A 20,780-nucleotide genomic window follows, 5' to 3' on the forward strand; every position below is an offset into this window, starting at 1 on the left:
TCCTTGGCGGTGACCCCGGCCACCCGGCCGCGCACCACCGCGATCACCACCGCCAGCACGAAGGCAATCAGGATGAAGTTCGACAGCCCGAGCCGCAGGAAGGCGTCGGTGATCGCCTCGATCGTCTCAGGAAGTCCGGTCACGAACACGGCCCCAGATCATGTGCACGGAAAGCGAGAAGCGGTTGAGATTGGCACAGAGAAGCGCCGTGTAGAGCACCGTCAGGGCGCCGTAGGTATAGACGCCGGTGGAGCTGGGCTGCACACGGGCGATGGCCGCGGTAAGGTTGGCGAGGAACAGGATGGCAAACAGGCAGCACAGCAGCCGCACCGTCGGCGTCCAGTACATCCCGCGCCCGTTGATGGCGATGGCGATGGCGTAGAGCGCGCCGATCAGCACCGACCCTGCCCCGTAGACCCGGAACGGCGGCCAGGGCTGCGCCATGGCGCGCAGGGCATCAAAGGCGGGCGCCGACAGCGCCGCCCCCGGCCCCCAGGCGAGGATCCACAGACCCCAGCCGAAGATGCCGCCCGCGGCGGCGTATTCGATGGTCGAGAGATGCACGAAGGCTTTGTTTGTGGACATGGTCAGACTTTGGCCGGGACAGATGGGACAGCGGTGCAAGGTCACCGCCCTGCCCCGCGCTGCGGGTTCAGCCGGAGACGGCGAGAATGCGCGCCTTGTTGATCTCGTAGTCCAGCGCGACGGTGTCCGCGAAGGCCCGCGCGCCTTCGACCTCAAGCTCCTGCATCATCGCCCGCCAGAGCGTGCCTCTGAGCGTGCTGCCCCCGACCGGATGCTGCCCGAATGCCGCGTATTCCGAGACGGTGGGCGCATAGAGAACGCCGTTCACTGACAGGGACGTGGACGCGACGAACAGGCCGTCAAGGTAAACCCGGTAGGTCACGGAAAGACCGTCACTCGCCAACTCGAACTCGAAGCCGAGCTGATGCAAGGCTCCGTCGAACATCGCCGTCTGTATCGCCGCCGGGACAACCCATGCGTTCGTGTAGTTGCACCGGACTCGGGCGGCTGAAATCACCCCGGGCGAACTGTAGGCCGCGCCGATCGAGAAGTTGTTGACCGAGGCCGCAGTCGCCGAGGCAAAGATCGTGTTGCTGGACCCGGCCCCTGCTGGATCAGGGATATTCTTGGCCCAGTAGATCAGGCCCAGGTGGGTGTCATCGACCTTTTGCCGGAACCCGACCGGCAGGCGCAGGATGTCGTCGGTGTCCACGAACTGCACGGCGCCATCGCTTGTCAGCATGGTGGAGGTCACGGCGCGGGCGGCATCCTCGACCCATCCATCCTCTGCCAGCGCGTAATTCCGCGGGCCGGCATCAACGGCCAGAGCGCCATCCGGCGGGACCGTCCCGCCCCAGGACCAGGGGTCGAGCATGTCGAGCAACCCGCGTGTTCCGGCGTCCATCGCCGCATCCGGGTAGAGTTTGGCACCGGTGCCGGTGACGGGCAGTTTCTGAATGAAGGCCATGTTATTTCCATCCTTTCGATGTGGCGAAGTCGACGACGCCCTTGGCGATCCCGACCCGTCCGGTGTTGTTCGGGTGAACGTTGTCCGTCATTGTGCTGGGGGGCGGAACGTCGTTGGCAATGGCGGCAAGGTCCGGGCCGGAACCATCGTTCTCACCCTGGATCCACGGCACGATGTCGAGCGTGTTGTCCGGCCATTCCTCCCGGAACAGGCGCAGGGCAAGCGCGCGGTCGTAATACCCCTGCGTCCCCTTGATCTCGTCCTGCCCCTGCAGCCAGGGCATGAGGATCATGCGCTTGGACAGAGGCTTGTGGGCCGCAACGATCTGCTGCGCCCGCAGGAACACGTCATAGGGGTCTTCGCTGCTGTTCCGCCCGATGAACAGGGCCAGAATGGCGTCCTGGAAGTTCGGGGCCATCGGGTCGGTCGGGGCGGGGTTCACGCCTGCTAGGATCTCCCCGGGCTGGGCGTAGATGTAATACTTGCCAGCGGCCAGCGCGGATCCGACAGCATAGCGGCTGATGTAGAAGTCCTGGCCGACCTCGTCCCATCGGATCTTTACCAGCGTCCCGGTCATGGGATCCTGTGTCGGATCGGTCACGGCATAGCCATGCCCCGTGACTGGATCGTCGTCGCCCCGCGTTTCCACGATGTTGCCGACGTTCGTGCTGCTCTCGGTGCAGGTCACCTCCGTTGTATCGCCGGGGATCTCGGGGCAGTCATAGCTGACCTCGATTGCCCAGTACCGGGATGCAATCCCCTTGGCGGTGTTGGCACTGCGCCCGAAGTTCATCACAGGGATGGTCCAGTCAAGGGCGGCGTCCAGATCGAAGCGGTTGAGGAACGACGGCCAGCCGCCGGATCCCGCCGTCGTGCTGTCCCCGAAGCAGGCCAGCCAGTACAGGGGAATGACCGGATGCTCGTCAGCCACATCCGGCGCCGAGAAGTACCGCCCCCCAAGGGCAGCGGGTTCGAATGTGCCGTTGTCCGCGCGGTCGGACGTCCAGATCACCACCCCGTTCTGCAGGAACGGATCGGTGTTGTTGCCGCCGCCCTGGCTGACCTGGACTGTCTCTCCCGTATCGGCGCGGTCGGTGAAGACGTTGGTGCCGTCCGACCACGGGTGATAGGTCGGTGGCGCGGCCACAGCAGGTGCAGCCACATCAAGCAGATTCAGGACAACCTGCCGGTTTTCCCCGACGAACACAGCGTCACTGCCCGACGCAAGTGCCCGGGCCCATCTTGCAGGCTCAGGCATGGCACTTGCACCGTTCAGGGTTCCGGTGACGGGCATGTCAAAGACCATGCCCCCGTTCTCGATGTGCCTGATCCGCTTCCGGTTAGAGCCAAGTTCTGCGTAATCCACGCCAGAGCGGTCATACCGGCCATCCTCGCCCAGGACGCGGGCCGTGGTGCCTGCGACCAGGGTGAGGAGGTCGGATTTCTCGCTCAGCGACGGGACGCCGAGAACACCGCCAAGTTCGGAAAGTGTGGCCTCTCCCGGCCGGTACTCAGATCTGCTCATCTCAGGCTCCCAGATCCGCAGAAACTGCGGTGTAAAGGTCGGACAGGTATGTCGGGACATCATTTGACGCGACGACGCGGGACAGGACCAGCGAGTGGACCACGACATCGTGCCCTGTGCCGTAGCCGGTGCGCCGCCCCAGGACCGGCGCTTCGGGATAGCCGCCCCAGCTGGCGCCATCAGGCGCGTTGAAGGGATAGTCCGGCGATACGGCGGAAGTGGCGAAGAATTCCCCGTCTAGGTACGCGTCCACCAGGAAACAGCCCGGCTCGAGAGGGTCGGGATGGATATGCGCCGCGAAGAGGGTTGGCACGTCGTCCGCCAGAGGCCCGAACTGGATCTGAGCCTGGACGGTGTAGGGCGTGCCGATCACGTAGAACCGATAGCCGGGCGTTGCGGCGTTGAAGTCGAGATACCACTGGGCGAATTCCCCCACCTGCACCCCGTATCCGGCGATGGCATGCAGCCCACTGCCCGCGGCGGCCTTTTGGGTGATCCAGATGGTGACCAGCAGGTTCGCATCATCGGCACCGTTGGACGGATCGTTCAGGTCGAACTGCGCCGGGAGTTCGATCTTCTGTTCGTTGATCGCCCCGGTAGGAACATTCAGGCGCAGCCCCTTGTCACCGGCTGACCAGTTTGCGAAGGCGCCGGAAACCGTTGCCGGGTTTGCCAGGAATGTCTGGCTCGCAACGGTGTCGCTGATCGCAAGATCCCCCGTCAGGGCCTGGAACTCGTAGGCTGCGACCGTGCGAGGCAGGAGCGGGCCATATGGGTTGACCTGTGCGGCCTGCAAACCTGGCAGGTCGGCGTCAGAAATCGTGGCGCCAAGCACCATCGTCGGGAAAGACATCAGGGGGGATTCCTTTAGCGGATGATCGATGCGATGAAGCGGGCTTTCCACGCGTAGCCGTCGGCATTCGGATGCACGGTGTCGTAGAGAAAGCTGTCCGGCAGGATGTCGTCGGCGATGTTCGCCAGATCCTGCGCGGTCGCCGTGATCCCGGCGTCGTAAAGCCCGTATCGGATCAGGTAGGCGCGCCAGTCGATGAACCGCGGGCCGAAGGCGTCGGCCAGGTCTGCGTTCAGTGCCATGACGTTGTTGTAGCCGTCCGATCCCGCGGGCTCTGCGGTCGTGTTGGGAACCGACAGGACAAAGAAGTTGCGATAGCGCGGCGTCATGGCCTGAACCATCCGGCGAATGTTCTCCACGATCCCCGACCGTTCGTCCGAGCTGGTTTTCGGATCGTTTCGCCCGGCCCCGATCAGAACAGTGTGGTCGGAATAGGCGCCGCGCCCCGGGATGAACGCGGTCCCGGCGGGGTCGAGCAGGAAGCGGTTGTTGGCAGGCGTGATCCCGGTCACGCTGCCCGAGGTGGCGCGCGTGAAGGTGTAGTTTCCACTCACATCTGTGGACAGGATGCCGCTGATCCCGGCAATGGTCCCACGTGCGGTGTAGCCCGCTTGATAGGCCCCGCCGTTCACCAGGATATCCACATCGGACGTGACCGCCACGCCGCCGCTGGCCGGGACGCTGCCGCCGGAAACACTCAGGTGCACCCGCTCACTGCCCCACAAAGCGCCGATCTGTCTCGATGTCATGCCACCATAGGCAAGGCGCGTGGTTGCCCTGCCAGTAACGCTCTCCAGCTGATCGAGGTAGGTCTCCCCCGGCGCCGCCCCTGCGCCGGCGGTCAGGCTGTCGCCCAGCCCGAGGATCCTCGTCACCTGCGCCGGGACTTCTCCGATTCCAAGAGACTGCCGCAGTTGCAGAATCGCCGGGGACGCCAGCTTGAGCCGCGCCGCGCCGTCCACGTCGAACCCCAGGTGCTCGATCCCGTCCGCGCTGACGATCAAGGCCCCGCCCGTTGTCGTCCGCAGGATGCCCGGACGGCCCGCTTCACCCTCAGGTCCGAGAGTCAGTTTTGAGGTTTCGACCTCGACCGCCAGCGCAGCTGCAGCCGGAACGCCGAGATTGGCACGCGCGGACGTCACATCCAGAACGTCGGACAGGTTTGCAGACGCGGTTAGTTTGCCGGACAGGCCGGTATCGCTGAGGCGCACCCACCTGCCCCATGTTTGGGACCAGGAATAGCGCCCGGCGTTGGCGACGCTGGCGCCGTTGTATCCGGTGCCGGAGGCCGCAAGGTGTGTGCCGGTATCACCGTCCTGCACTTCGGCGCCCGTTGCGTCAACGCTTGGCGCGATGGCCAGAAGAGCGCTCCAGGTTGCGGCGGTCAAAAGTCCGTTGGTCTGTCCCGCCGCCAGTGCATCCGTGACCGACGTGTCCGCCTTTTTGTCGAGAGCGGCCGAAAGCGGACCGGATGACAACATCTGGGTGGCGAGATCCGGAACCAGCTGCTGCACACTGATGCCATCGCGGTTGCCCAGAATTGAATCTGTCATTGGTGATGTCGTGAGAGTCGTCGTGCGAACGCCGGATTCAGGCATGTTGTTCTTTCCTCATGCGATTTCAGTGGCGATGGGCCCGGCCGCAGTGGCTGTTGCCCCATCGATGTTTCGGGTTTCGGCGTAGTAGTCCCAGACCCCCTGCGGTGCGCTGGCGGCGGTGCGGACGTAGACCGTGACCGCGTCCAGGGCGCCGTCGAAGGCGCTGCTCTTCAGGAAGTCGATTTCGGTGTTGCCCGCGGCGACCGTCAGCTCGACGTAGTGGCGGCCGTTGGTGGTCACCGCGGATCCCGTCACCGTCGTGCCGCCGGTCAGGCGCGGTGTCAGATCGCCAGACGTGCGCCCCGACACCGTGTAGGCCAGCCGCATCACATGGCCTTCCGTCAGGCTCAGAGCCTGGCTCAGCGAGGATGGCAGACCGGCGCTCGCCTGAGCGACACCGGAGGCGATGCTCCAGCCGGTGCCCTTGGTCCAGTCCGCATCGGCGTCGAAATAGCCGTTGTCGACCAGGGTTTGCCGCGTGGCATCGCCGTCGATCACGGTTGTGGTTGTGCCCGCGTTCACCGGGATGGGCGCGCCGAGCGCATGACTGCCGGTGTCCAGTGCATCCCCGGACGGCACCCGGTAGAGCTGCACCTCGGTTGTGCCGCCGGCCGGGATTGCCAGCGACACAGCGGCGTGGCCAAGACCACCCGCCGCCGTGATCGACTGGGCATCGAGCTCGCCGGGCAGCGATGCCGCGCCGGTGCCGACAACATGTGTGACCACAGCCGTGGTGGTGCCGTCGGTATCGTCGACGCCGGTGGCGAAGGCGCGCAATTCGACCGTGTCGCCGGAAGCATAGCCGGTGATCTCCAGCCCGCCACTGGCGACGGAGGTGGTTGCCGACGACCAGGGCAACTCCCCCTGCAGGCGATTCTCGACGGTGAATGTCGAGAGATACCCGGTCTCGGCCAGCGCAGGCGCGACCTGGACGATCAGGGTCAGGGCGACGCCGGTTGTCCCGGCGGGTGTGAACACGCTGCCATAGACCGAGCTGTCGATGCGGGTGATCCGCGGCGCCAGCGGCGGATCGAGGGTCAGCGCGATCACACTCCCGACCGTGCCATCCCAGGCGGGTGGCACTTCGGCGTCGGTCAGATCATCGATGATCGGTGCGGCGGCCACCGCCGTGATCTGAGCGGCGAAGTTCTCACCCGGCTCGATGCCGGTCACCCGCAGCGCCACGCTCTCGCTGGAGCTGGCCCCGAAGTGCACGATCTCCCCCAGCCGCGGCCGGGCGGCGGTGCCGCTCAGCCGCAGCAGCCGGGACGTCCCCGTAACGGTGGCCACACCTGCGACGATCGAGGATCCGATGCTGTCGTCGTCATCCGCGAACACCCGGAACCGCAGCCCGTAGCTTTCGCCGCCGGTCATTGTGACCGCTTCGTCCAGCTCGACCAGTGCCCCTTCCACGGCCGTCACCCGCGCCGCCACCTGGGTGCTGTCGAGCACGTCATGCGCCGCGATCATCAGGTCGCCACGGGTCACCACCCGGGCCGCGCCGTCCTGCAGCGCGGTGAAGGTGTCGGGCCGGTGCATGATCTCGTACATCCGGCGCCGGGTTTCGATCCAGATCTCGTCCGGGTCGGTCTTGCCGGGCAATGTCATCTCTTCGGTCAGGGTGATCGGCCCCTCGTTGCCGGGCCAGGGAATGATGCGGGTCGCCTCCTCGAAGTCATTGCTGGCATCGTTGAACTTCACGCGGATGCCATCGGGCGGGTCGAGATACTGCCGCGACCAGGTCAGACCGGAACTGTTGCGCGCGCTCAGGTGATCGACGACCAGGTCCTGCGGGCGATCGATGACCACGCCCCATTTCAAACCGTCGTGTCGCGGGGTGGCGCGGCCCGCCATGGCGATCTGGCGCAGCGCGTCCCCCAGACCCTGGGCATCTTCGTGGATCCGGTCATATTTCAGGCCCTTGAGGGTGCAGAACGCATGCCAGTCCTGCATCAGCTCCCAGTCGATCTCGGAGTCCTGCACCGGGAACGGGTTCTGCGGCCCCTGCAGCATCGCGACAAAGGCCGCCGCCGGGTTGCGCGACAGCGCCTCTGCCCAGACCTCGCCGTCCCAGTCCTGCACATGACGCCGGACGATCGCGTTCACGGAGTCGAGCTGGCCGTTCAGCTGGTAGCTGGCCCGGATCCGCATCGCCAGCAGGGCCATCGGCTTGTCGATGTTGAGCGGATATTCCGGCCGGACGGACTGGATGGCCGTCAGGATGACGCGGTCCTGATAGCGGCTGTTGGTCCGCTCGTCGGTCATCCGCGTGACCTCGACCTGCCAGCGGCCCCGGCTGGGCGGCTGCCAGGAATACTGCCGGAAGAACGGCTCTTCCTTCCTGGCAAGGAAGTCGAGAGTCTCGACCTCCGCCCAGTCGTCCGCGTCACTCAGGCGCTGGCGGATCCGCAGGCTGACCCCCAGCGTCCGGGCGTCGCCTTCGCGGGTGTAGCGGACCAGACCGGCGGGAAAGAAGAAGATCAGCGAGACGATCTGGGTGTTGAGCGCGGTTTCCCGCACGATCGGGACCTCCTCCGCCGCACCCCCGGTCAGCTCACCGGCGTCGTCGCGCGGCAGCGGCCGGAGCAGTTCCACCCCCGCGCGTTCCTCCAGCACCTGGCGGGGATAGAGCGTGACCGGATCATCCGCCTCGACCCCCTCACGCAGCTCGATCTGGACATCGCTGAAGGCGTCGATCGAGGTGTCGCCGATCTTCACATCCGAGATGTCCAGCCGCCCGTAGCCAAAGCAGAACAGCGCCACGATGTACTGGTCATCGCCGGAAATGACCGTGTAGGGCAGCGCGGCATAGGGCGGCGCGTAGCGATGCCGCCCCACCGGCCAGGGCACCGGATCGTCGGGACGGGCGGTGTTGTTCCAGCCCGACAGCGTGTAGCGGTTTTTCGCCCTGTCCTGGTCGGGCACCTCGATCGGCACCAGCGCGTTGACCAGGGCAAAGCCCACAAGGTTGAGCCCCAGCGCCACAACACTGGTCGCCAGCGTGCCGGTGCCGAGCCCGATGGCTGGCGCCAGCATCGGCGCCAGCGCCAGGGCCGCAATCGACACCACTGCCAGCAGCACCGAGCGGAAGCCGTTGTTCCCCGGCACCAGCCGCAGCACCACGCGGACACCCGGTTTCGGTCGCACCCGCGACCAGTGCGCCATGTCGATCACCATCACGCCCCGGTCCGTCACCAGCGTCACCCGCAGGTGCAGGCGGTCGTGGTCACTCAGCCCCGGCAGCGAGGCCGTGATGATCTCCGCCAGGCTCAGGCCTTCGCTCAGGATCCTGTCGGTGCGGGCCAGCCCCGGATCAAACAGCGGCGCGGTGATGACCCGCGTCATGCGCAGGCCCGCCGGAACGCCCAGGCCCCCTGAAAGCGATGGCGCCAGCCCGGATGGGTCAGATCCACGATCTTCGAGCCGGTTTCATCCATGTGCAGCATCTGCCGCGCGGTGACGGCCACACCGACGTGTGACGACAGACGGCCGCGCCGGAAGGTCAGCACGTTGAAGGGGGACACCGAGGCGCGGCGCTCCCACCAGTCGCTGTCCGAGGCGAGAGCGATCAGCCGGTCGATCTCGGCCAGCTCGACTCCGCCCGCGGCGCGGCCCTGATAGGACGGCAGCTCAATTCCCAACTCGCTGCGATAGACCAGCCGCACCAGCCCCCAGCAGTCATGGCCTTCCGCTTCCGATCCCCGCCCGGCGTAGGGCAGCCCGACATAGGCAGAGGCCCAGCTCATCGGTGCAGCCCCGGAAAGCGGTCTTTGGTCATGCGGTCCATGGGCACCTGCTCCTGTTCGATCGGGTCACGCGAGATCGAGATCACCACCTGGCCCGCGTCCCCTTCGGCACCGGGCACCACCATGCCGCGGTATTCCTGCTCGACGATGTCCGGGGAGGCTGCCAGCACCACGGCCATGTGCACCGTCGGGCGGGTCGTGAACGAGCGCAGCGTCGCGGCGATGTCGTTGCTGACATTCTCCAGCACCAGCGTGGCCGAGGCGGGCGCATCTTCCAAGTCGCCCGGGATCTCGGCCGAGACGAGCACAAACCAGTAGGGCTCTGTTGCCGGATCGGCGCCGTTCCAGCGCGAGCGGGTGCCGTAGCGCAGCGGGTCGGTCGAGATCCGCTCACCCGGGTCGGTCGACAGGCGCACGGGGGCGTCGAGATCCGGATGCTCGAACTGGAACAGCGCGACATGGACCTCGTCGGTGATCGGATCGTCATGCGCCCGGCGGGCGTTGACCGAGACCAGCCTCATGGCATCACCCAGATGCTGAAGCTCACACGGAAGCGCAGCCCATCCACCCGCACCTGCGGACTCGTATCGCCAAACAGGCAGAGCCATTGCGCCGAGAGCAGGATCGGCGTGCCCTCCTCTGTCAGCACCGGCACTCCACCTGCGCTCAGCAGGGGCCAGCCGTCCGTGGTCGGGTCCGGCATGGTGAAGGGCTTCGCACCGTAACACACCGTGTCCGCGTAGAACTGGTCAAACACCGCCTTCTGGGAGCGGTAGAGCCGCATCGACAGCGTGACCGGCCTGGCAACCGCCGAGGTGCGGCGGCGATAACTCGGCGGCCCGGCATCCGCCGGACGGGCCAGCCGGGCCTCCTGCCAGGACTGGGAATAATCGCTGCGACCGGGCAGCGGCAGGTCCGCGGGCCAGACGTCAATGCTCATCGCTGCGGCCTCCGGGCGGTGAGACCGAATTCCGTGCGCATGGTGCGCCGTGCTTTCCCACCTGGTGTGGTCAGCCCGCTGGAGACCGCGTCCGAGAGCACAAACTCCATCTTGCGCTGCCCGCCTTCGACGCGTTCGCGGGTCTCGACATCCACGCCCCGGCCGGACTGGTCGATGAAGGTGATCGGCGGCGCGGATCCGGTACCGGAGAAGGCGGCCGGCAGGCCGCCCAGGCTGCCGCCATCGGCAAGCTTGGGAATGCGGCGCTGGCGCAGCGCTTCCATGAACTCGACGCCGTAGAAGTCCACCGCCGCCGCGGGCTGCATGAATTCACCGCGCGAGCCCCAGAACAGCAGGTTGTCCTGCCGCTTGCCGCCCGACCCCTGCAACATGCCAGCCGCGCGCGGCACCGCCCTGAACCCGCCGCCCCCGGCCCGCTTCGGCAAAGGGCCGCCGCTCGCATAAAGCCCCCCCGTGCCCAGCCCCGCCGTCGAGGGCGCGGCACCGGGGGCGCCCGGGCTGATGCCTCCGATGCCGCCAATGCCGGAGAACAGCCCCTCCATCAGCTGCGCGAGGTAATCCCAGACCGGATCCATGGCGAGCTGCCAGAGCCTGTCGAGGATCATCGAGGCAAAGTCCTCGACGAACCCTTCCGGCCCGCCGCCCCCGGGCTTGAGGTTGTCAAACAGACCGGCGATCTCGCTCTTGTATTCCCGCAGCCTCTCGGTCTGCTCTTTGGTCTGATCCTCGGTGCGTTCGCGCGCCCTGGCATCCGCATCCCTGGCCGCCAGCAGCTGACCATAGGCCGCCGCCTGCTCGAGGATCACCTCGGCCGGAATCCGCCCGTCCGCCGCCAGTGTCTTCTCCGGATCGATCCCGGCTTCCCTGGCGCGTTTGAGCGCCTCATACTGGAAGGTCAGCCGCGCCTGCTCCTCGACGCTGCGGCCCGCCAGCTGGGCCTCGAGGCGCAGCTGCTCAAGCTGATCACGGCCCACCGACAGCACCCTGGCCAATGCCTCGGCCCGGTCCCGGGCAGCGTCCGCTTCTTTCCTGGACGTCTCGGCGCGGCCGGTGGCGCGGTCCCCGGCACCGCCGTCAAAGGCTGTCAGGATGTTGTCATCCGAAACCCGGCGCAGCCCCTCCCATTCGTTGCGCAGCGCGCCCGGGTTGCGGCCCCGGCGGTCGATCAGGCGGTCCGCCATCTGGTCCTGCAGGTCGGTCGAGAACACCTCGTTTCCGGACAGCCCCATTTCGCCCATCAGGCTGCGCAGGGTCTGCGACACGATCTGGTAGCGCCCCACCGCCGAGGAATTGTAGCTGTTGTCGGGATGCGCCAGCATCTTCTTCTGCAGCGCCAGGACCTCGTTCACCGTCATGGCGACGAGGTTGACGTCCCCCCCGGTGAAGGCGCCGTAGCCCAGGGTCTCGTTGTAGCCCCGCCCCTTGTCGGTGCCCTCGGCAAAGCCGATCAGATCACGCAGGCCTTTCCTGGCGGCATCCGCGGCGCCGCGCGCATGGGTCACCCGATCGCTGTGCGCCCGGGTCCGCTGGTATTCTCCGTAGATGTCATTGAGCCGCCTGACCTCCGCCGTCGCCCTGGCCGCACTGTCCGCCGCTTCGTCAAAGGGCCGGTTGCCGTTGATCTCCTCGGAAAGATCCCGGAAACCCCGCATTTGGCCGTCCACAGCGCCGATCTTTTCTTCGAGTTTTCCGACGGCCGTCACGTTCTCCCGGAACCCGGCAACGGTTTCGGAGCGCAGCAGCGTGCCGGCCTCCAGCGCCTTGGTCAGCGCGCGGGTCAGGGCGCCATAGGCTGTACCCAGGTCCGCCTCTGTGGTTGCGGCGTCGATGGCGGCGATTTCATCTGCGAAGAGACCGGCCTTTCGGGCCATGTCGACAAGCGCCGCAAGCGTGGAGTTTTCGCTGAGGGGACCGCCGGTTTCCAGGATGCCGATTATCCTGTCGCGCACATCCTCAAGCACGGTGCCGACAGAACGCAAGCGGTCAAATTCCTCGACAAAGTCGGAAACTGATTTCGTACCCTCTTCGACCGCCTCCGCACTCTCGGCCAGTACGGCAAGGAAATCGTTGCGCAATTCCTCGGCAAGCGGTTTCAGATAATCCGGCAGATCCGACTTCGGACGGTACTTCTCCAGAGACACGACAAAGTCGTCGATCCCGTCGCCATCGAACATCGACCCGGACAACGCGGAGCGCGCTTCGACATAGGCCCGCTCCAGATCGGCCTTCGCCTGCTCCAGCGCCGCACGCGACTGGTCCAGCATCTTCTGCGTCGTCGCCGAGACCTCGCCGCCCAGCGACTTCTGCTCCTCGGCCGCGCGCCGTGCTGCCTCCTGATAGGCTCCAAGCGCATCAGCCGCCTTCAGCGCCGCCGCGTCCGCCCGCCCGACCGCATCCGCCGCCGTGTCGGTGTCGATGCGGAAGGCGATCAGGGAAGCCACCGTGAGAGCGAGCGACAGCGGGCCGCCAAGCACGCCGGTCAGAGCCCGGGCCGCGATCCCCATGCGGCTCATCGGTCCGGTCGCACGGGTGGCGGCGGTGCCGACTTCGGTTGCCGCCCCGGCGATCTCAATCAAGGCCGCTTGCAGGGCCACCCCCTTGGCGATGGCCAGCGTCATGCCCTTGCCGACAAGATAGACGGTCAGGGCCTGTGCGACCCGCTCGGCGAGTTCCTCCACTTCCGCGAAGTTCTCGGTCAGATAACGCAGCGCGTCGGTCAGGCGGCGCACGAACTGCTCCGCGACATCCAGACCGCCGTTCTGTGCCGCCTCGAGCTGCAGCGCCTCCCAGGCCGCCGCGACCTCTTTCAGCGCGCCGTCCAGCCCGCTCATGCGGACCTCGGCCTGTTCCTGCGCCGAGACCTCCGACATCGCCCGGGCAATGTCGCGGAACCCGTCGGCGCCCTGCTTGGCCAGAGCCGCCGCCGTGCGGATCGCATCGGTGCCAAAGATCGTCTTGAGCGCCTGGTTGCGCGCCTCTTCGGACAGACCGGCCAGCCCGTCCTGCAACTCGCCCGCGATGGCCTCCATCGACTTCATGTTGCCCGCGGCATCAAAGAACTCGAGGCCCAGGTCCTGCATGACTGCCGCCGCCTGCCTGCTGTCCGGTGTCAGCCGCTGCAGGAAGGACTTGAACGAGGTGCCGGCATCCGATCCGGACGAGAAAGAGGAGGCCGTGGCCGAGAGTGTCGCCAGGAAATCTTCGATCTCCACCCCCGCCGTTCCGGCCACGCCGCCCGCCTGGCCGATGGCGCCGCGCAGATCATCGAAACCGAACTTGGAGGTGAGCGCAGCACCGGTCACCCGGTCGACGATCTCGGGCAGTTTGGACGCCTCCAGTCCGAACTGCGCCATCAGGTCGGTGACCAGGTCCGCCGCGGGGGCAACCTCGGCCCCCAGCGCACTGGCCAGCGTCACCGAGGCATCCAGCGCCCCGTTCAGGATCTTCGGCACCGCAACGCCGTTCTTGGCCAGCACCTCGATCGCCTCCGCCGCCTGCATCGCGGTGAAGGCGGTGGTTGCGCCAAGCTCTTTCGCCGCCCCCGCCAGCCGCGCCATCTCGGCTTCACCTGCCCCGGTCGCCGCCTCGACCCGCTGCATCATCGCCTGGAATTCGCGGCCCACATCCAGCGCCCCCTTGCCGAAGGCGACCACACCGCCGATCAGCGCCGTGGTGCCCATGAACCGCGCCAGACGCTGCAGTGCGGGCAGTTCCTGCCCGATCGCGCCCAGCGAGCCCTTGAGCTGGCGCGCGGCCAGGTCCGTCTCGCGCAGCCCGGCGCTGGCCGGTTTCCCGGCCTGCTGGATCCGGCGCAGGCTGCGCTCGCCACTGGCGCCGAGGGCGCGCAGGTCCGCCTCCAGCTGTGCCTTGCCCGAGGCAGACAGGCGGATGGTGTAATTGCGGGTGGTGCTGCTCATTCGCTGTCTTCTTCCTTGCGCCGAAGGGCAATGGCCTCGATCAGGCCCGCTTCCCAATGCGGCAGCAGCAGGACTGCCATGTCGGGTGGAATGCCCTGCGCCTGAAGCAGCGCAAGGCAGGCTGGCATATCAAGCCCGGCATAACCGCCGGGCCCGATGCGGCGCTGGTGGAACATCTCGCAGTCCGCCGCCGCCAGCGCGCGGCCCTCGGTCGAGAGCGGCGCATGGATGTCCTGTGGGCATGCGCCCTTGCCGCCGAACCGGTCGCAGGCAAAGCCGGTGGCATCCCGGCAGCCTGCGCAGTGGCTCAGCCCTCCGCTGTGGCGGTACCTGGCAAGGGCGCGGAGACGTTTCCCTCCTGCTCCAGCGCCACCCAGGGCGACAACAGGCCCGCATGCAGCGACGAGGCGACGCCGGGAAAGGTGTCGAGAAAGGCATCGAGATAATCCGCAGTCAGCGGGGCAGCGGCGCCATCTTCGGTTTCCACCCCGCTCCAGCCGGTGCCGAAGCGGGTTAGCAGCAGCTTGACCAGGTGCCGGGCGGCCTGGCCGCGCAGCGCCTCGTCATGCTCCGGCCCCAGATCCTCGTCATCCAGGCATTCGGCATCGAATGCCCGCGCCGCGGGCAGGGTCTGGCGCGCCAGCCGCATGGCCGTGGCCTCGGCCTCGCGCAGATCCGCATAACCGAAGACCCGGTGCGAGACGGTCACGCCGTAGCCCAGCGGGATCTCCCGCGCGCCGCCCAGGCGGCGCTGCAGGCGCAGGACCATCAGACGCTCAGATTGGCGTAATCGGCGGTGGCGTTGATCAGCGTGATCTCGACCAGTTCAACCCCCGAGGCCGGACGGTTGGCGCGCCAGTTGAACGACGACGAGATGATGTCGCGGCCCTCGACGGCGTGGCCGGTGCGCTCCAGCAGCGCCGAGGGCACCTCGATCTGCAGGTCGTAACCTGCGCTGATGGTCCACTTGATCTTGAGCGCGAAGGCCGTGCCGGCACTCGCCAGATCATACAGCGTGGTATCGCGGAACCGGGCGGTGAGCGCGCCGTTCAGGTCCCAGAACCCCGGATCGGCTGCGGCAGCCGTGGCCAGGCCGTTCAGCGTTTCCTGATCCGCCTCGCGCCCGGTGTTCAGCGTGAGGCTGGCCTGGGTCACGGAGGCGACGACACTGTCATCCATCAGCAGCGTGCCCTGAAAGCCGACCGGCACCGGATCCGCGCTGAAGGACACCGGCGTGGTGTCAAGGGTGGCCCCCGCCTTGATCTCTTCGCGCCCCGCCATGTTGAAGGTCACCCGCTGGCGCTGGCCGTTCTTCTGCGCCTGGATCTCCATCCCGGTCATGAACAGGCTGTCCTGGGTGAAGTGCTTGGCCACACCGGCGTGGCTGATGCCGTGGGTGGCCAGCAGGATCGCGGGCTGCGCCGCCGCCACGAAGCTGTGGGTGTAGGGACCGGTGCCCGTGGTGGTCGGCGTGCCCAGCAGTTGCGACAGGTGCCAGCCGATGCTGTCGAGCCCCATCGGCACCACGGCCGCACCGGCAAGGTTGCGCAGGCCCGCAATCACGTCACCGGGATAGGCATCGCCATAGTTGGCGTCGTCGTTGGCGAGTTCACCGCTGGGGGTGACGTTGTAGCTGTAAAACGGCAGGGCATGAAACAGGCCGTCCGCCGCGCTCTCGGCAGTGCCGAAGGTGGTCTGACGGCGGGACAGCAGCTTGGCCTCGTTTCCGCGGGCATTGGGCATGGGATCACTCCATAGGGTTGTCGGTGGTTTCGTAGAAAAGGGTCACGGGCAGGACCGCCCCCTTCAGCGTCTCCGCCCCCATCATCGGGACGGCCTCGTTTTCCTGTGGCGCGCCGACCTCGATCCAGTCGACCGCCCCGCCCAGCGTCCGGTCCGCAAGCAGCAGCGCCGCCAGCGACACCAGCGCCGCATCCAGCGCTGCATCCCGGGTGGCCGCGTCCGGCCCCCGCACCACCGTTTCCAGATCGACAGGCCGCTCCCACTCCCGGGTGCCGGTGCCCAGGTGCTGACCGACGTCCTCGGGATCCTCCGGCACCACGTTGACCAGCCCGGCGTCGGGGCAGTCCACCGGCAGATCGGATTCGCGGATCACCGTGGCGGCATGCCCGGACAGCGCTGACAGCAGCGCCGCGATCGCGGATTCATGCGGGCTTGGCATCAGCGGCCGCTCCGTTTCGAAGAAGGCTGCGCTCTTCGGCGCAGCGCACGGAAGGCCGTATCGATATCACCAGCCAGTCCGGCCAGGGCCGCCGCAGACACCGCATCGACGTTCAGGCGTCGGCGCAGACGCACCCGCGGCACCAGGATGAACATCGGCACCGTCATCAGGTCCCGGCTGGTTGCAAGCGCGCGCTTGTTGCGGGACAGGGCATAACCGCCCCTCTTGCCCTTGCGCTGGCGCTGGTTGTCGACCACCAGCATCGACGCCCGGCCCTGCCGGTAGACGAACCGCAGCGGCCCGAAGCGGTGTTCGGGAAAGTTTTCAGGGGTAAGGCGCTTGCCGCCCACGCCTTTTTTCGGCGCATCCTCTGTCGGAAGGGCCAGAAAGAACCCTTCCGACGACCGGATCGTGGCACCCTCATTGAAGGCCCGGATCAGCTTTGGCGCTTTGGTCTCGACCGTGGTGGCCGCCCCCAGCGAGGCCCCCTGTTTCGGGAAGTTCGCCTGCCGCCAGGACTTGGACAGCTTGCTGCCCAGGCCACCGGCCACGACATCGCGGCGCAGCGCGTTCTTCAGGCGGGTGCCGGAGGTGCGCACGCCAGCCGTCACGGCGCGTTTCACCAGATCGAGTTCTTCGGCCATGTAGGCTTCGAGATTGCCCACAAGCGCCGCCTCGATCCGGGTGGCCTTCATTGCGCCACGCCCGCCTCTTCGGTCGGCAGGACGGACGGAGCTTCCGGCATGCCGTCATTGCGCAGCGCGCGCCTGCGCGCCAACGCGCTGGCGATGTCCGGCATCACGACCCCGGTCCAGCCCGCCGGAAACCGCCGGACACGTCCCGGCGCCACCTCGATCTCTGCGGCAGTCGTGGTTTCGATCTCGACGCCAGCGGCGCCGGGTTTCTTGCGTGCCATGGGATTGCTCCAATTGAAATGCAGATGTGCGGGCGCCGCCCTTCAGACCGCAACGGTGTTCAGGGTTGCCTTGAGCCGCCGCGCGTCACCGGACCGGGGAAGTGCCTGGATCCTGCGGCGATCACCCGCGACCTCGATCACTGCGCCCTTGCCGTAGGCCCCGAGTTCGCTGCGGCGGATCTCGTACTGAACCGTTTCGGACTGCAGGGTGAGTTTGCCGAACTCCACGGTATCATCCGGCAAGATCGGCAAGAGCCGGACCGCAAGGGCGGCGCCCTCCGGATCAAGGATGCCGTCGATGCCCAGCCGTCCGAAGGCGGCGTCCACAGCCCTGACAAACGGATCCGCCATCGTCAGCTGGTGCCGCTGCCGGCAGGTGCTTTGACGGACACCTTGCCGCTGCCTCCCCCGGCTGCATCCGAGTTGCCGCTGTCGGCCGCATCGTCCTCGATGGGCAGGTCCGCGGCAGGCGTCTTCACGCCGTGCTTCTCCCTGACGAGCGCGGTGGCGACAGTGGTCGGCACATAACCCGACCATCCGGCCGGGAGGGTGCGCCTTGTCGTGGTGCTGGTGCGGTAGGTGTGCGCCGCGGCCAGGGTCACATGCGTTGCAGATCTGGGCATCTCACTCTCCTGAAAATGAAAGACCGGCAGCCGAAGGAGCTGCCGGTCAGAGGTCCTTGTGGTCTCAGTTCGACGTGTGGCCACGCACCAGGACGCCGGGGCGCATGCAGATCGGAAGCGTCTGCATCATCGCCTCGACATCCACGAACCGGTCTTCCTGACGGTCCGGGAACACGGCGGAATACAACTCCTGACCCGGCAGGTTCGACATGCTGACATAATCCGCAGAGCCGTTGAACTGACGGAACGTGGTGCGTGTGCCCATCGGAAAGAACATCGCTTCAGCCGCCGGAACGAACTCGCGGGTGTCGGTGGTGCCGTCCTCGTTGGGCACCGATGCTTCGGCCAGGTATTCCTTCCACTTGATCCCGCCGAAATCGAAGCCGTCGGACGTGTCATCGCGCAACGGATCGCCACCGTTCTGATTGGTGAAGTATTTGTAGCGGTCCTTGAAGTCCGGATGCCCCATCAGCTTGTCGGTAAAGTCCGGGTGGATCAGCCCCATCACCCCCATGCTCACATCGCCCAACAGATTGGTCTTGATGTGCCGGGTCACTGCCTTGCATTTTGCGCCAAGATCCGTGGTCGACGTGCCGAGCACAAAATCAACGGATTTCCGGGTGATGCCGAATTTGTCGAACAGATCGACGATCTCGGAGCCGTCCGCATCCAGAACAATCCCCTGCAGCGCTCCGGCGCGGTGGTATTCACGGGTGATGTCGATCGAGCCGCGCAGATCGATCTGCCGGTCCATCACCTCGTCCTGTGCCTGCTTCAGTTCGGTCTCGGAACCGAACGCCCGGATGTTGTCGATGTCGTCGGCGGTGATGCGGGATTTCAGACCAAATCGTTCCGTCCGGAAATCGACCATGCTGCGCTTGCCCCGTGCCTGCCCGGGCAGCGTGGTGCCGCGCTCGCTGGCCGCCACGAGCTGGATGACGCCGTTTTTCATCTCGACCGAAAACCTGGTGCCACGGATGCTCTTGGCGCCGAACAGCCCCATCCCTCCGATCAGACCCCACTGGTTGGGGACGATGCGGATGGCTTCGCCCAGCGTCATGGCGCTGAAGGCATCGCCCTTGAAGATATCGATATGCGCCATGGGACGCTCTCCTTTCGAAAATGCGCGATTTGCGCGTCAGGGGATTGGCGGGATCAGCCCGCGATGGACTTGATGCCTGCAGCCAGCAGCGCGGCGCAGGCCGTGTCGCGATAGGCTTCCGTGGACCAGGAGGCGTCGAATGTCAGACCATACCGGCGCACCTGCGCATGGCGCGCCAGAACGATGGCGCCCGTGACGTCCGCGCTGGCCGCCGCCGCCTCCTGCATCAGGATCGCCACCGGAGTTTCGGAGCCGTCAACGGCCGTCCGCACGGATCTGATGAACTTGCCCGAGGCGGTGATCTTGCCGAGCACGGTGCCGGGCACCAGGTCCGCGGCGGTCCCGATGGTGACCTGGTCGCGGCTGTACTGGCTGGGTGCTTCGTAAAGCAGGAAGTCGCCGGGCGTCTTGCCCTCTGTCAGAGTCGGCATGAAGAATCTCCTTTTGAGGATGCCTGAGAAGGAAAGGCCCGGCCTGATTGCCGGACCGGATCAGTTTGCGAAGCGCTCTTTCATCCGGGCGGCCATGCTCGGCGCACCCTTGTCAGCGTCTGCGCCGGGCGCATCCAGTTCGGTCGCTTCGGCTTCCATGGAGGCGCTGAGGCTTCGTGACGCAGCACGCTTCGGTGCCGCCTTCAGGTGCACCGCAGCCTCCTCGGCGGACATCGTGCTGTTGAAGGCAAGGCTCTGCGCCAGATCCTCGCGCCCCTTCGCGTCCGGGTGCGACAGGATCGCGGAAATCCGGACACGTTCATCTGCGGCGCTGCCGGATGTGGCCGGTACAGCAGCTGCCGCCGGTGCCGGGTTCTCGGCGACAGGGGGCGCAGCGGGTGATTCCGATGCCGTCGGCGGCGTTGCAGGCGCAGCCTGCGCAGGCGTCGCCGTGCCTTTGGGTTTGGGGGTTGTGGTCTGATCGCTCATGGTCGAGCCCTCTCTTCTGGTTGCAGTTGTGGCCGTCGCACCGGCGCGGCCATTGACCTGAGCGACAAAGCGCTCGAATGCGTCGCGCGGATTGGCGACCTCATCAGCAAGGCCGACGGTGACAGCCGCTGCCCCGATGAAGGACGCCGCCTCGGTCGCAAGCGCCGCCTCCGTGTCCAGCAGTTCGCCTCGCCCTTCGGCGACGGTCGCAGCAAAAATCAGGCGCAGCTGCTCCATCTCCGCCTGAAGATCGTTCCGCACACTTTCCGGCAGCGGCTCGTAGGGATTGCCATCCGCCTTGCGCTCCCCTGCAGAGATGACGGTCACCTTGACCCCCATCATCTCCAGCTGATCCTTGTAATCTGCGTGCATGCAGATCACCCCGATCGAACCGACCCCGCCGGTGCGCGGCAGCACGATGTGATCGGCCTGAGATGCGATGGCGTAGCCTGCCGAGAAAGCGTGGTCCGAAACGAAGGCCCAGACCGGTTTGGTGTCCCGGAGCCTGCGGATCTGATCCGCCAGAGAAAAGCAGCCCGCAACCTCACCACCAAAGCTGTCGATCTCCAATGCCACGCCGCGCACATGGGAATCGCTGGCCGCTGCCTCGATCTGCGCCGCCAGCCCTTCATAAGAGGTCTCCCCCGACGATTGGCCAAGCCATGCTCCTCGATGCACCAGAGTTCCTGTCACCGAAATGACTGCAACCCCGTCGACAGCGCGGTACGGCATGCGCCGTCCGGCCCGGATGTCGTCCTCGAGCCGGTCATCCAGCAGGGACGCACGGGCGGGAAGATTGGCCGCGGCTGTGGGCTCCGCACCACGAACCTCGACCTCGGCGCCTGTGATGCGCGGCCCAAGACCCATGATGAAGGCCGCAGCCTTCGCGGGCGCAGCCAGAAGCGGCGTGTGAAACACACGCGCCGCGATGTGCGGATGTCGCAT

At 66.7% G+C, this 20,780-nt stretch carries 21 protein-coding genes; all 21 read right to left on the reverse strand.

Going from position 1 to position 20,780, the window contains the following annotated elements; all coding sequences use genetic code 11:
• Nucleotides 1-126: 126 nt before the first annotated feature.
• Nucleotides 127-585, reverse strand: a complete 459-nt coding sequence (locus tag FOY53_RS20580; protein WP_146592192.1) for a hypothetical protein — start codon at nt 583-585, stop codon at nt 127-129.
• Between the two features lie 67 nt (nt 586-652).
• A complete protein-coding gene (locus FOY53_RS20585; protein ID WP_146592193.1) occupies nt 653-1,492 on the reverse strand; it encodes a hypothetical protein in 840 nt (279 codons plus the stop codon).
• Between the two features lies 1 nt (nt 1,493).
• Nucleotides 1,494-3,017, reverse strand: a complete 1,524-nt coding sequence (locus FOY53_RS20590) for an SGNH/GDSL hydrolase family protein (protein ID WP_146592194.1) — start codon at nt 3,015-3,017, stop codon at nt 1,494-1,496.
• A 1-nt stretch (nt 3,018) separates the two neighbouring features.
• Nucleotides 3,019-3,870 (reverse strand): hypothetical protein, encoded by an 852-nt coding sequence (locus FOY53_RS20595; protein ID WP_146592195.1) that lies wholly within the window; start codon nt 3,868-3,870, stop codon nt 3,019-3,021.
• Nucleotides 3,871-3,884: 14 nt separating this feature from the next.
• A complete protein-coding gene (locus FOY53_RS20600; RefSeq protein ID WP_146592196.1) occupies nt 3,885-5,423 on the reverse strand; it encodes an SGNH/GDSL hydrolase family protein in 1,539 nt (512 codons plus the stop codon).
• A 57-nt stretch (nt 5,424-5,480) separates the two neighbouring features.
• Nucleotides 5,481-8,813 carry a TipJ family phage tail tip protein gene (gene gpJ, locus FOY53_RS20605; protein WP_146592197.1) on the reverse strand — a complete coding sequence of 1,111 codons (3,333 nt, stop codon included), beginning with the start codon at nt 8,811-8,813 and terminating at the stop codon, nt 5,481-5,483.
• On the reverse strand, nt 8,810-9,214 hold the full coding sequence (locus FOY53_RS20610) for an NlpC/P60 family protein (protein ID WP_146592198.1): 405 nt from the start codon (nt 9,212-9,214) through the stop codon (nt 8,810-8,812). The genes gpJ and FOY53_RS20610 overlap by 4 nt, the downstream gene beginning before the upstream one ends.
• Complete coding sequence (locus FOY53_RS20615) at nt 9,211-9,735, reverse strand: hypothetical protein (protein WP_146592199.1); 525 nt, start codon at nt 9,733-9,735, stop codon at nt 9,211-9,213. The genes FOY53_RS20610 and FOY53_RS20615 overlap by 4 nt, the downstream gene beginning before the upstream one ends.
• Entirely contained in the window at nt 9,732-10,154 is a 423-nt protein-coding gene (locus FOY53_RS20620) for a hypothetical protein (RefSeq protein WP_146592200.1), read from the reverse strand. The genes FOY53_RS20615 and FOY53_RS20620 overlap by 4 nt, the downstream gene beginning before the upstream one ends.
• Nucleotides 10,151-14,092, reverse strand: coding sequence for a phage tail tape measure protein (locus tag FOY53_RS20625; protein WP_146592201.1), 3,942 nt, complete (start codon nt 14,090-14,092; stop codon nt 10,151-10,153). Before FOY53_RS20625 ends, FOY53_RS20620 begins: the two co-directional genes overlap by 4 nt.
• Nucleotides 14,089-14,268: a DUF7697 family protein gene (locus FOY53_RS20630; protein WP_146592202.1), complete on the reverse strand. Its 180-nt coding sequence runs from the start codon at nt 14,266-14,268 to the stop codon at nt 14,089-14,091. The genes FOY53_RS20625 and FOY53_RS20630 overlap by 4 nt, the downstream gene beginning before the upstream one ends.
• Nucleotides 14,269-14,399: 131 nt before the next feature.
• Nucleotides 14,400-14,861, reverse strand: a complete 462-nt coding sequence (locus FOY53_RS20635) for a hypothetical protein (RefSeq protein WP_146592203.1) — start codon at nt 14,859-14,861, stop codon at nt 14,400-14,402.
• On the reverse strand, nt 14,861-15,835 hold the full coding sequence (locus FOY53_RS20640; protein ID WP_146592204.1) for a phage tail tube protein: 975 nt from the start codon (nt 15,833-15,835) through the stop codon (nt 14,861-14,863). The genes FOY53_RS20635 and FOY53_RS20640 overlap by 1 nt, the downstream gene beginning before the upstream one ends.
• A gap of 4 nt (nt 15,836-15,839) precedes the next feature.
• Nucleotides 15,840-16,274, reverse strand: a complete 435-nt coding sequence (locus FOY53_RS20645) for a hypothetical protein (protein WP_146592205.1) — start codon at nt 16,272-16,274, stop codon at nt 15,840-15,842.
• Nucleotides 16,274-16,969: a DUF6441 family protein gene (locus tag FOY53_RS20650; RefSeq protein WP_146592206.1), complete on the reverse strand. Its 696-nt coding sequence runs from the start codon at nt 16,967-16,969 to the stop codon at nt 16,274-16,276. Before FOY53_RS20650 ends, FOY53_RS20645 begins: the two co-directional genes overlap by 1 nt.
• Nucleotides 16,966-17,190 carry a hypothetical protein gene (locus FOY53_RS20655; RefSeq protein WP_146592207.1) on the reverse strand — a complete coding sequence of 75 codons (225 nt, stop codon included), beginning with the start codon at nt 17,188-17,190 and terminating at the stop codon, nt 16,966-16,968. Before FOY53_RS20655 ends, FOY53_RS20650 begins: the two co-directional genes overlap by 4 nt.
• A 42-nt stretch (nt 17,191-17,232) precedes the next feature.
• Nucleotides 17,233-17,541 carry a head-tail joining protein gene (locus FOY53_RS20660; protein WP_146592208.1) on the reverse strand — a complete coding sequence of 103 codons (309 nt, stop codon included), beginning with the start codon at nt 17,539-17,541 and terminating at the stop codon, nt 17,233-17,235.
• A gap of 2 nt (nt 17,542-17,543) precedes the next feature.
• Entirely contained in the window at nt 17,544-17,813 is a 270-nt protein-coding gene (locus FOY53_RS20665) for a hypothetical protein (protein WP_146592209.1), read from the reverse strand.
• A gap of 64 nt (nt 17,814-17,877) precedes the next feature.
• The gene (locus FOY53_RS20670; RefSeq protein WP_146592210.1) at nt 17,878-18,915 is read right to left on the reverse strand and encodes a major capsid protein; all 1,038 of its coding nucleotides are present in this window, start codon (nt 18,913-18,915) and stop codon (nt 17,878-17,880) included.
• 53 nt (nt 18,916-18,968) lie between these two features.
• On the reverse strand, nt 18,969-19,346 hold the full coding sequence (locus FOY53_RS20675) for a head decoration protein (RefSeq protein WP_146592211.1): 378 nt from the start codon (nt 19,344-19,346) through the stop codon (nt 18,969-18,971).
• A 60-nt stretch (nt 19,347-19,406) separates the two neighbouring features.
• Nucleotides 19,407-20,780 carry a S49 family peptidase gene (locus tag FOY53_RS20680; RefSeq protein ID WP_146592212.1) on the reverse strand — a complete coding sequence of 458 codons (1,374 nt, stop codon included), beginning with the start codon at nt 20,778-20,780 and terminating at the stop codon, nt 19,407-19,409.

Source organism: Puniceibacterium confluentis, assembly GCF_007923445.1.
Lineage (GTDB): Bacteria > Pseudomonadota > Alphaproteobacteria > Rhodobacterales > Rhodobacteraceae > Puniceibacterium > Puniceibacterium confluentis.

Excerpts from the sequence above, each read along its gene's own strand:
- FOY53_RS20620 (WP_146592200.1), bottom strand. The coding sequence starts at position 10,154 with ATGAGCATTGACGTCTGGCCCGCGGACCTGCCGCTGCCCGGTCGCAGC.
- FOY53_RS20625 (WP_146592201.1), bottom strand. The coding sequence starts at position 14,092 with ATGAGCAGCACCACCCGCAATTACACCATCCGCCTGTCTGCCTCGGGC.
- FOY53_RS20615 (WP_146592199.1), bottom strand. The coding sequence starts at position 9,735 with ATGAGGCTGGTCTCGGTCAACGCCCGCCGGGCGCATGACGATCCGATC.
- FOY53_RS20650 (WP_146592206.1), bottom strand. The coding sequence starts at position 16,969 with ATGAAGGCCACCCGGATCGAGGCGGCGCTTGTGGGCAATCTCGAAGCC.
- FOY53_RS20655 (WP_146592207.1), bottom strand. The coding sequence starts at position 17,190 with ATGGCACGCAAGAAACCCGGCGCCGCTGGCGTCGAGATCGAAACCACG.
- FOY53_RS20610 (WP_146592198.1), bottom strand. The coding sequence starts at position 9,214 with ATGAGCTGGGCCTCTGCCTATGTCGGGCTGCCCTACGCCGGGCGGGGA.
- FOY53_RS20585 (WP_146592193.1), bottom strand. The coding sequence starts at position 1,492 with ATGGCCTTCATTCAGAAACTGCCCGTCACCGGCACCGGTGCCAAACTC.
- FOY53_RS20595 (WP_146592195.1), bottom strand. The coding sequence starts at position 3,870 with ATGTCTTTCCCGACGATGGTGCTTGGCGCCACGATTTCTGACGCCGAC.
- FOY53_RS20630 (WP_146592202.1), bottom strand. The coding sequence starts at position 14,268 with ATGTTCCACCAGCGCCGCATCGGGCCCGGCGGTTATGCCGGGCTTGAT.
- FOY53_RS20590 (WP_146592194.1), bottom strand. The coding sequence starts at position 3,017 with ATGAGCAGATCTGAGTACCGGCCGGGAGAGGCCACACTTTCCGAACTT.
- FOY53_RS20635 (WP_146592203.1), bottom strand. The coding sequence starts at position 14,861 with ATGGTCCTGCGCCTGCAGCGCCGCCTGGGCGGCGCGCGGGAGATCCCG.
- FOY53_RS20600 (WP_146592196.1), bottom strand. The coding sequence starts at position 5,423 with ATGACAGATTCAATTCTGGGCAACCGCGATGGCATCAGTGTGCAGCAG.
- FOY53_RS20660 (WP_146592208.1), bottom strand. The coding sequence starts at position 17,541 with ATGGCGGATCCGTTTGTCAGGGCTGTGGACGCCGCCTTCGGACGGCTG.
- FOY53_RS20640 (WP_146592204.1), bottom strand. The coding sequence starts at position 15,835 with ATGCCCAATGCCCGCGGAAACGAGGCCAAGCTGCTGTCCCGCCGTCAG.
- FOY53_RS20680 (WP_146592212.1), bottom strand. The coding sequence starts at position 20,780 with ATGCGACATCCGCACATCGCGGCGCGTGTGTTTCACACGCCGCTTCTG.
- FOY53_RS20665 (WP_146592209.1), bottom strand. The coding sequence starts at position 17,813 with ATGCCCAGATCTGCAACGCATGTGACCCTGGCCGCGGCGCACACCTAC.
- gpJ (WP_146592197.1), bottom strand. The coding sequence starts at position 8,813 with ATGACGCGGGTCATCACCGCGCCGCTGTTTGATCCGGGGCTGGCCCGC.
- FOY53_RS20580 (WP_146592192.1), bottom strand. The coding sequence starts at position 585 with ATGTCCACAAACAAAGCCTTCGTGCATCTCTCGACCATCGAATACGCC.
- FOY53_RS20645 (WP_146592205.1), bottom strand. The coding sequence starts at position 16,274 with ATGCCAAGCCCGCATGAATCCGCGATCGCGGCGCTGCTGTCAGCGCTG.
- FOY53_RS20675 (WP_146592211.1), bottom strand. The coding sequence starts at position 19,346 with ATGCCGACTCTGACAGAGGGCAAGACGCCCGGCGACTTCCTGCTTTAC.
- FOY53_RS20670 (WP_146592210.1), bottom strand. The coding sequence starts at position 18,915 with ATGGCGCATATCGATATCTTCAAGGGCGATGCCTTCAGCGCCATGACG.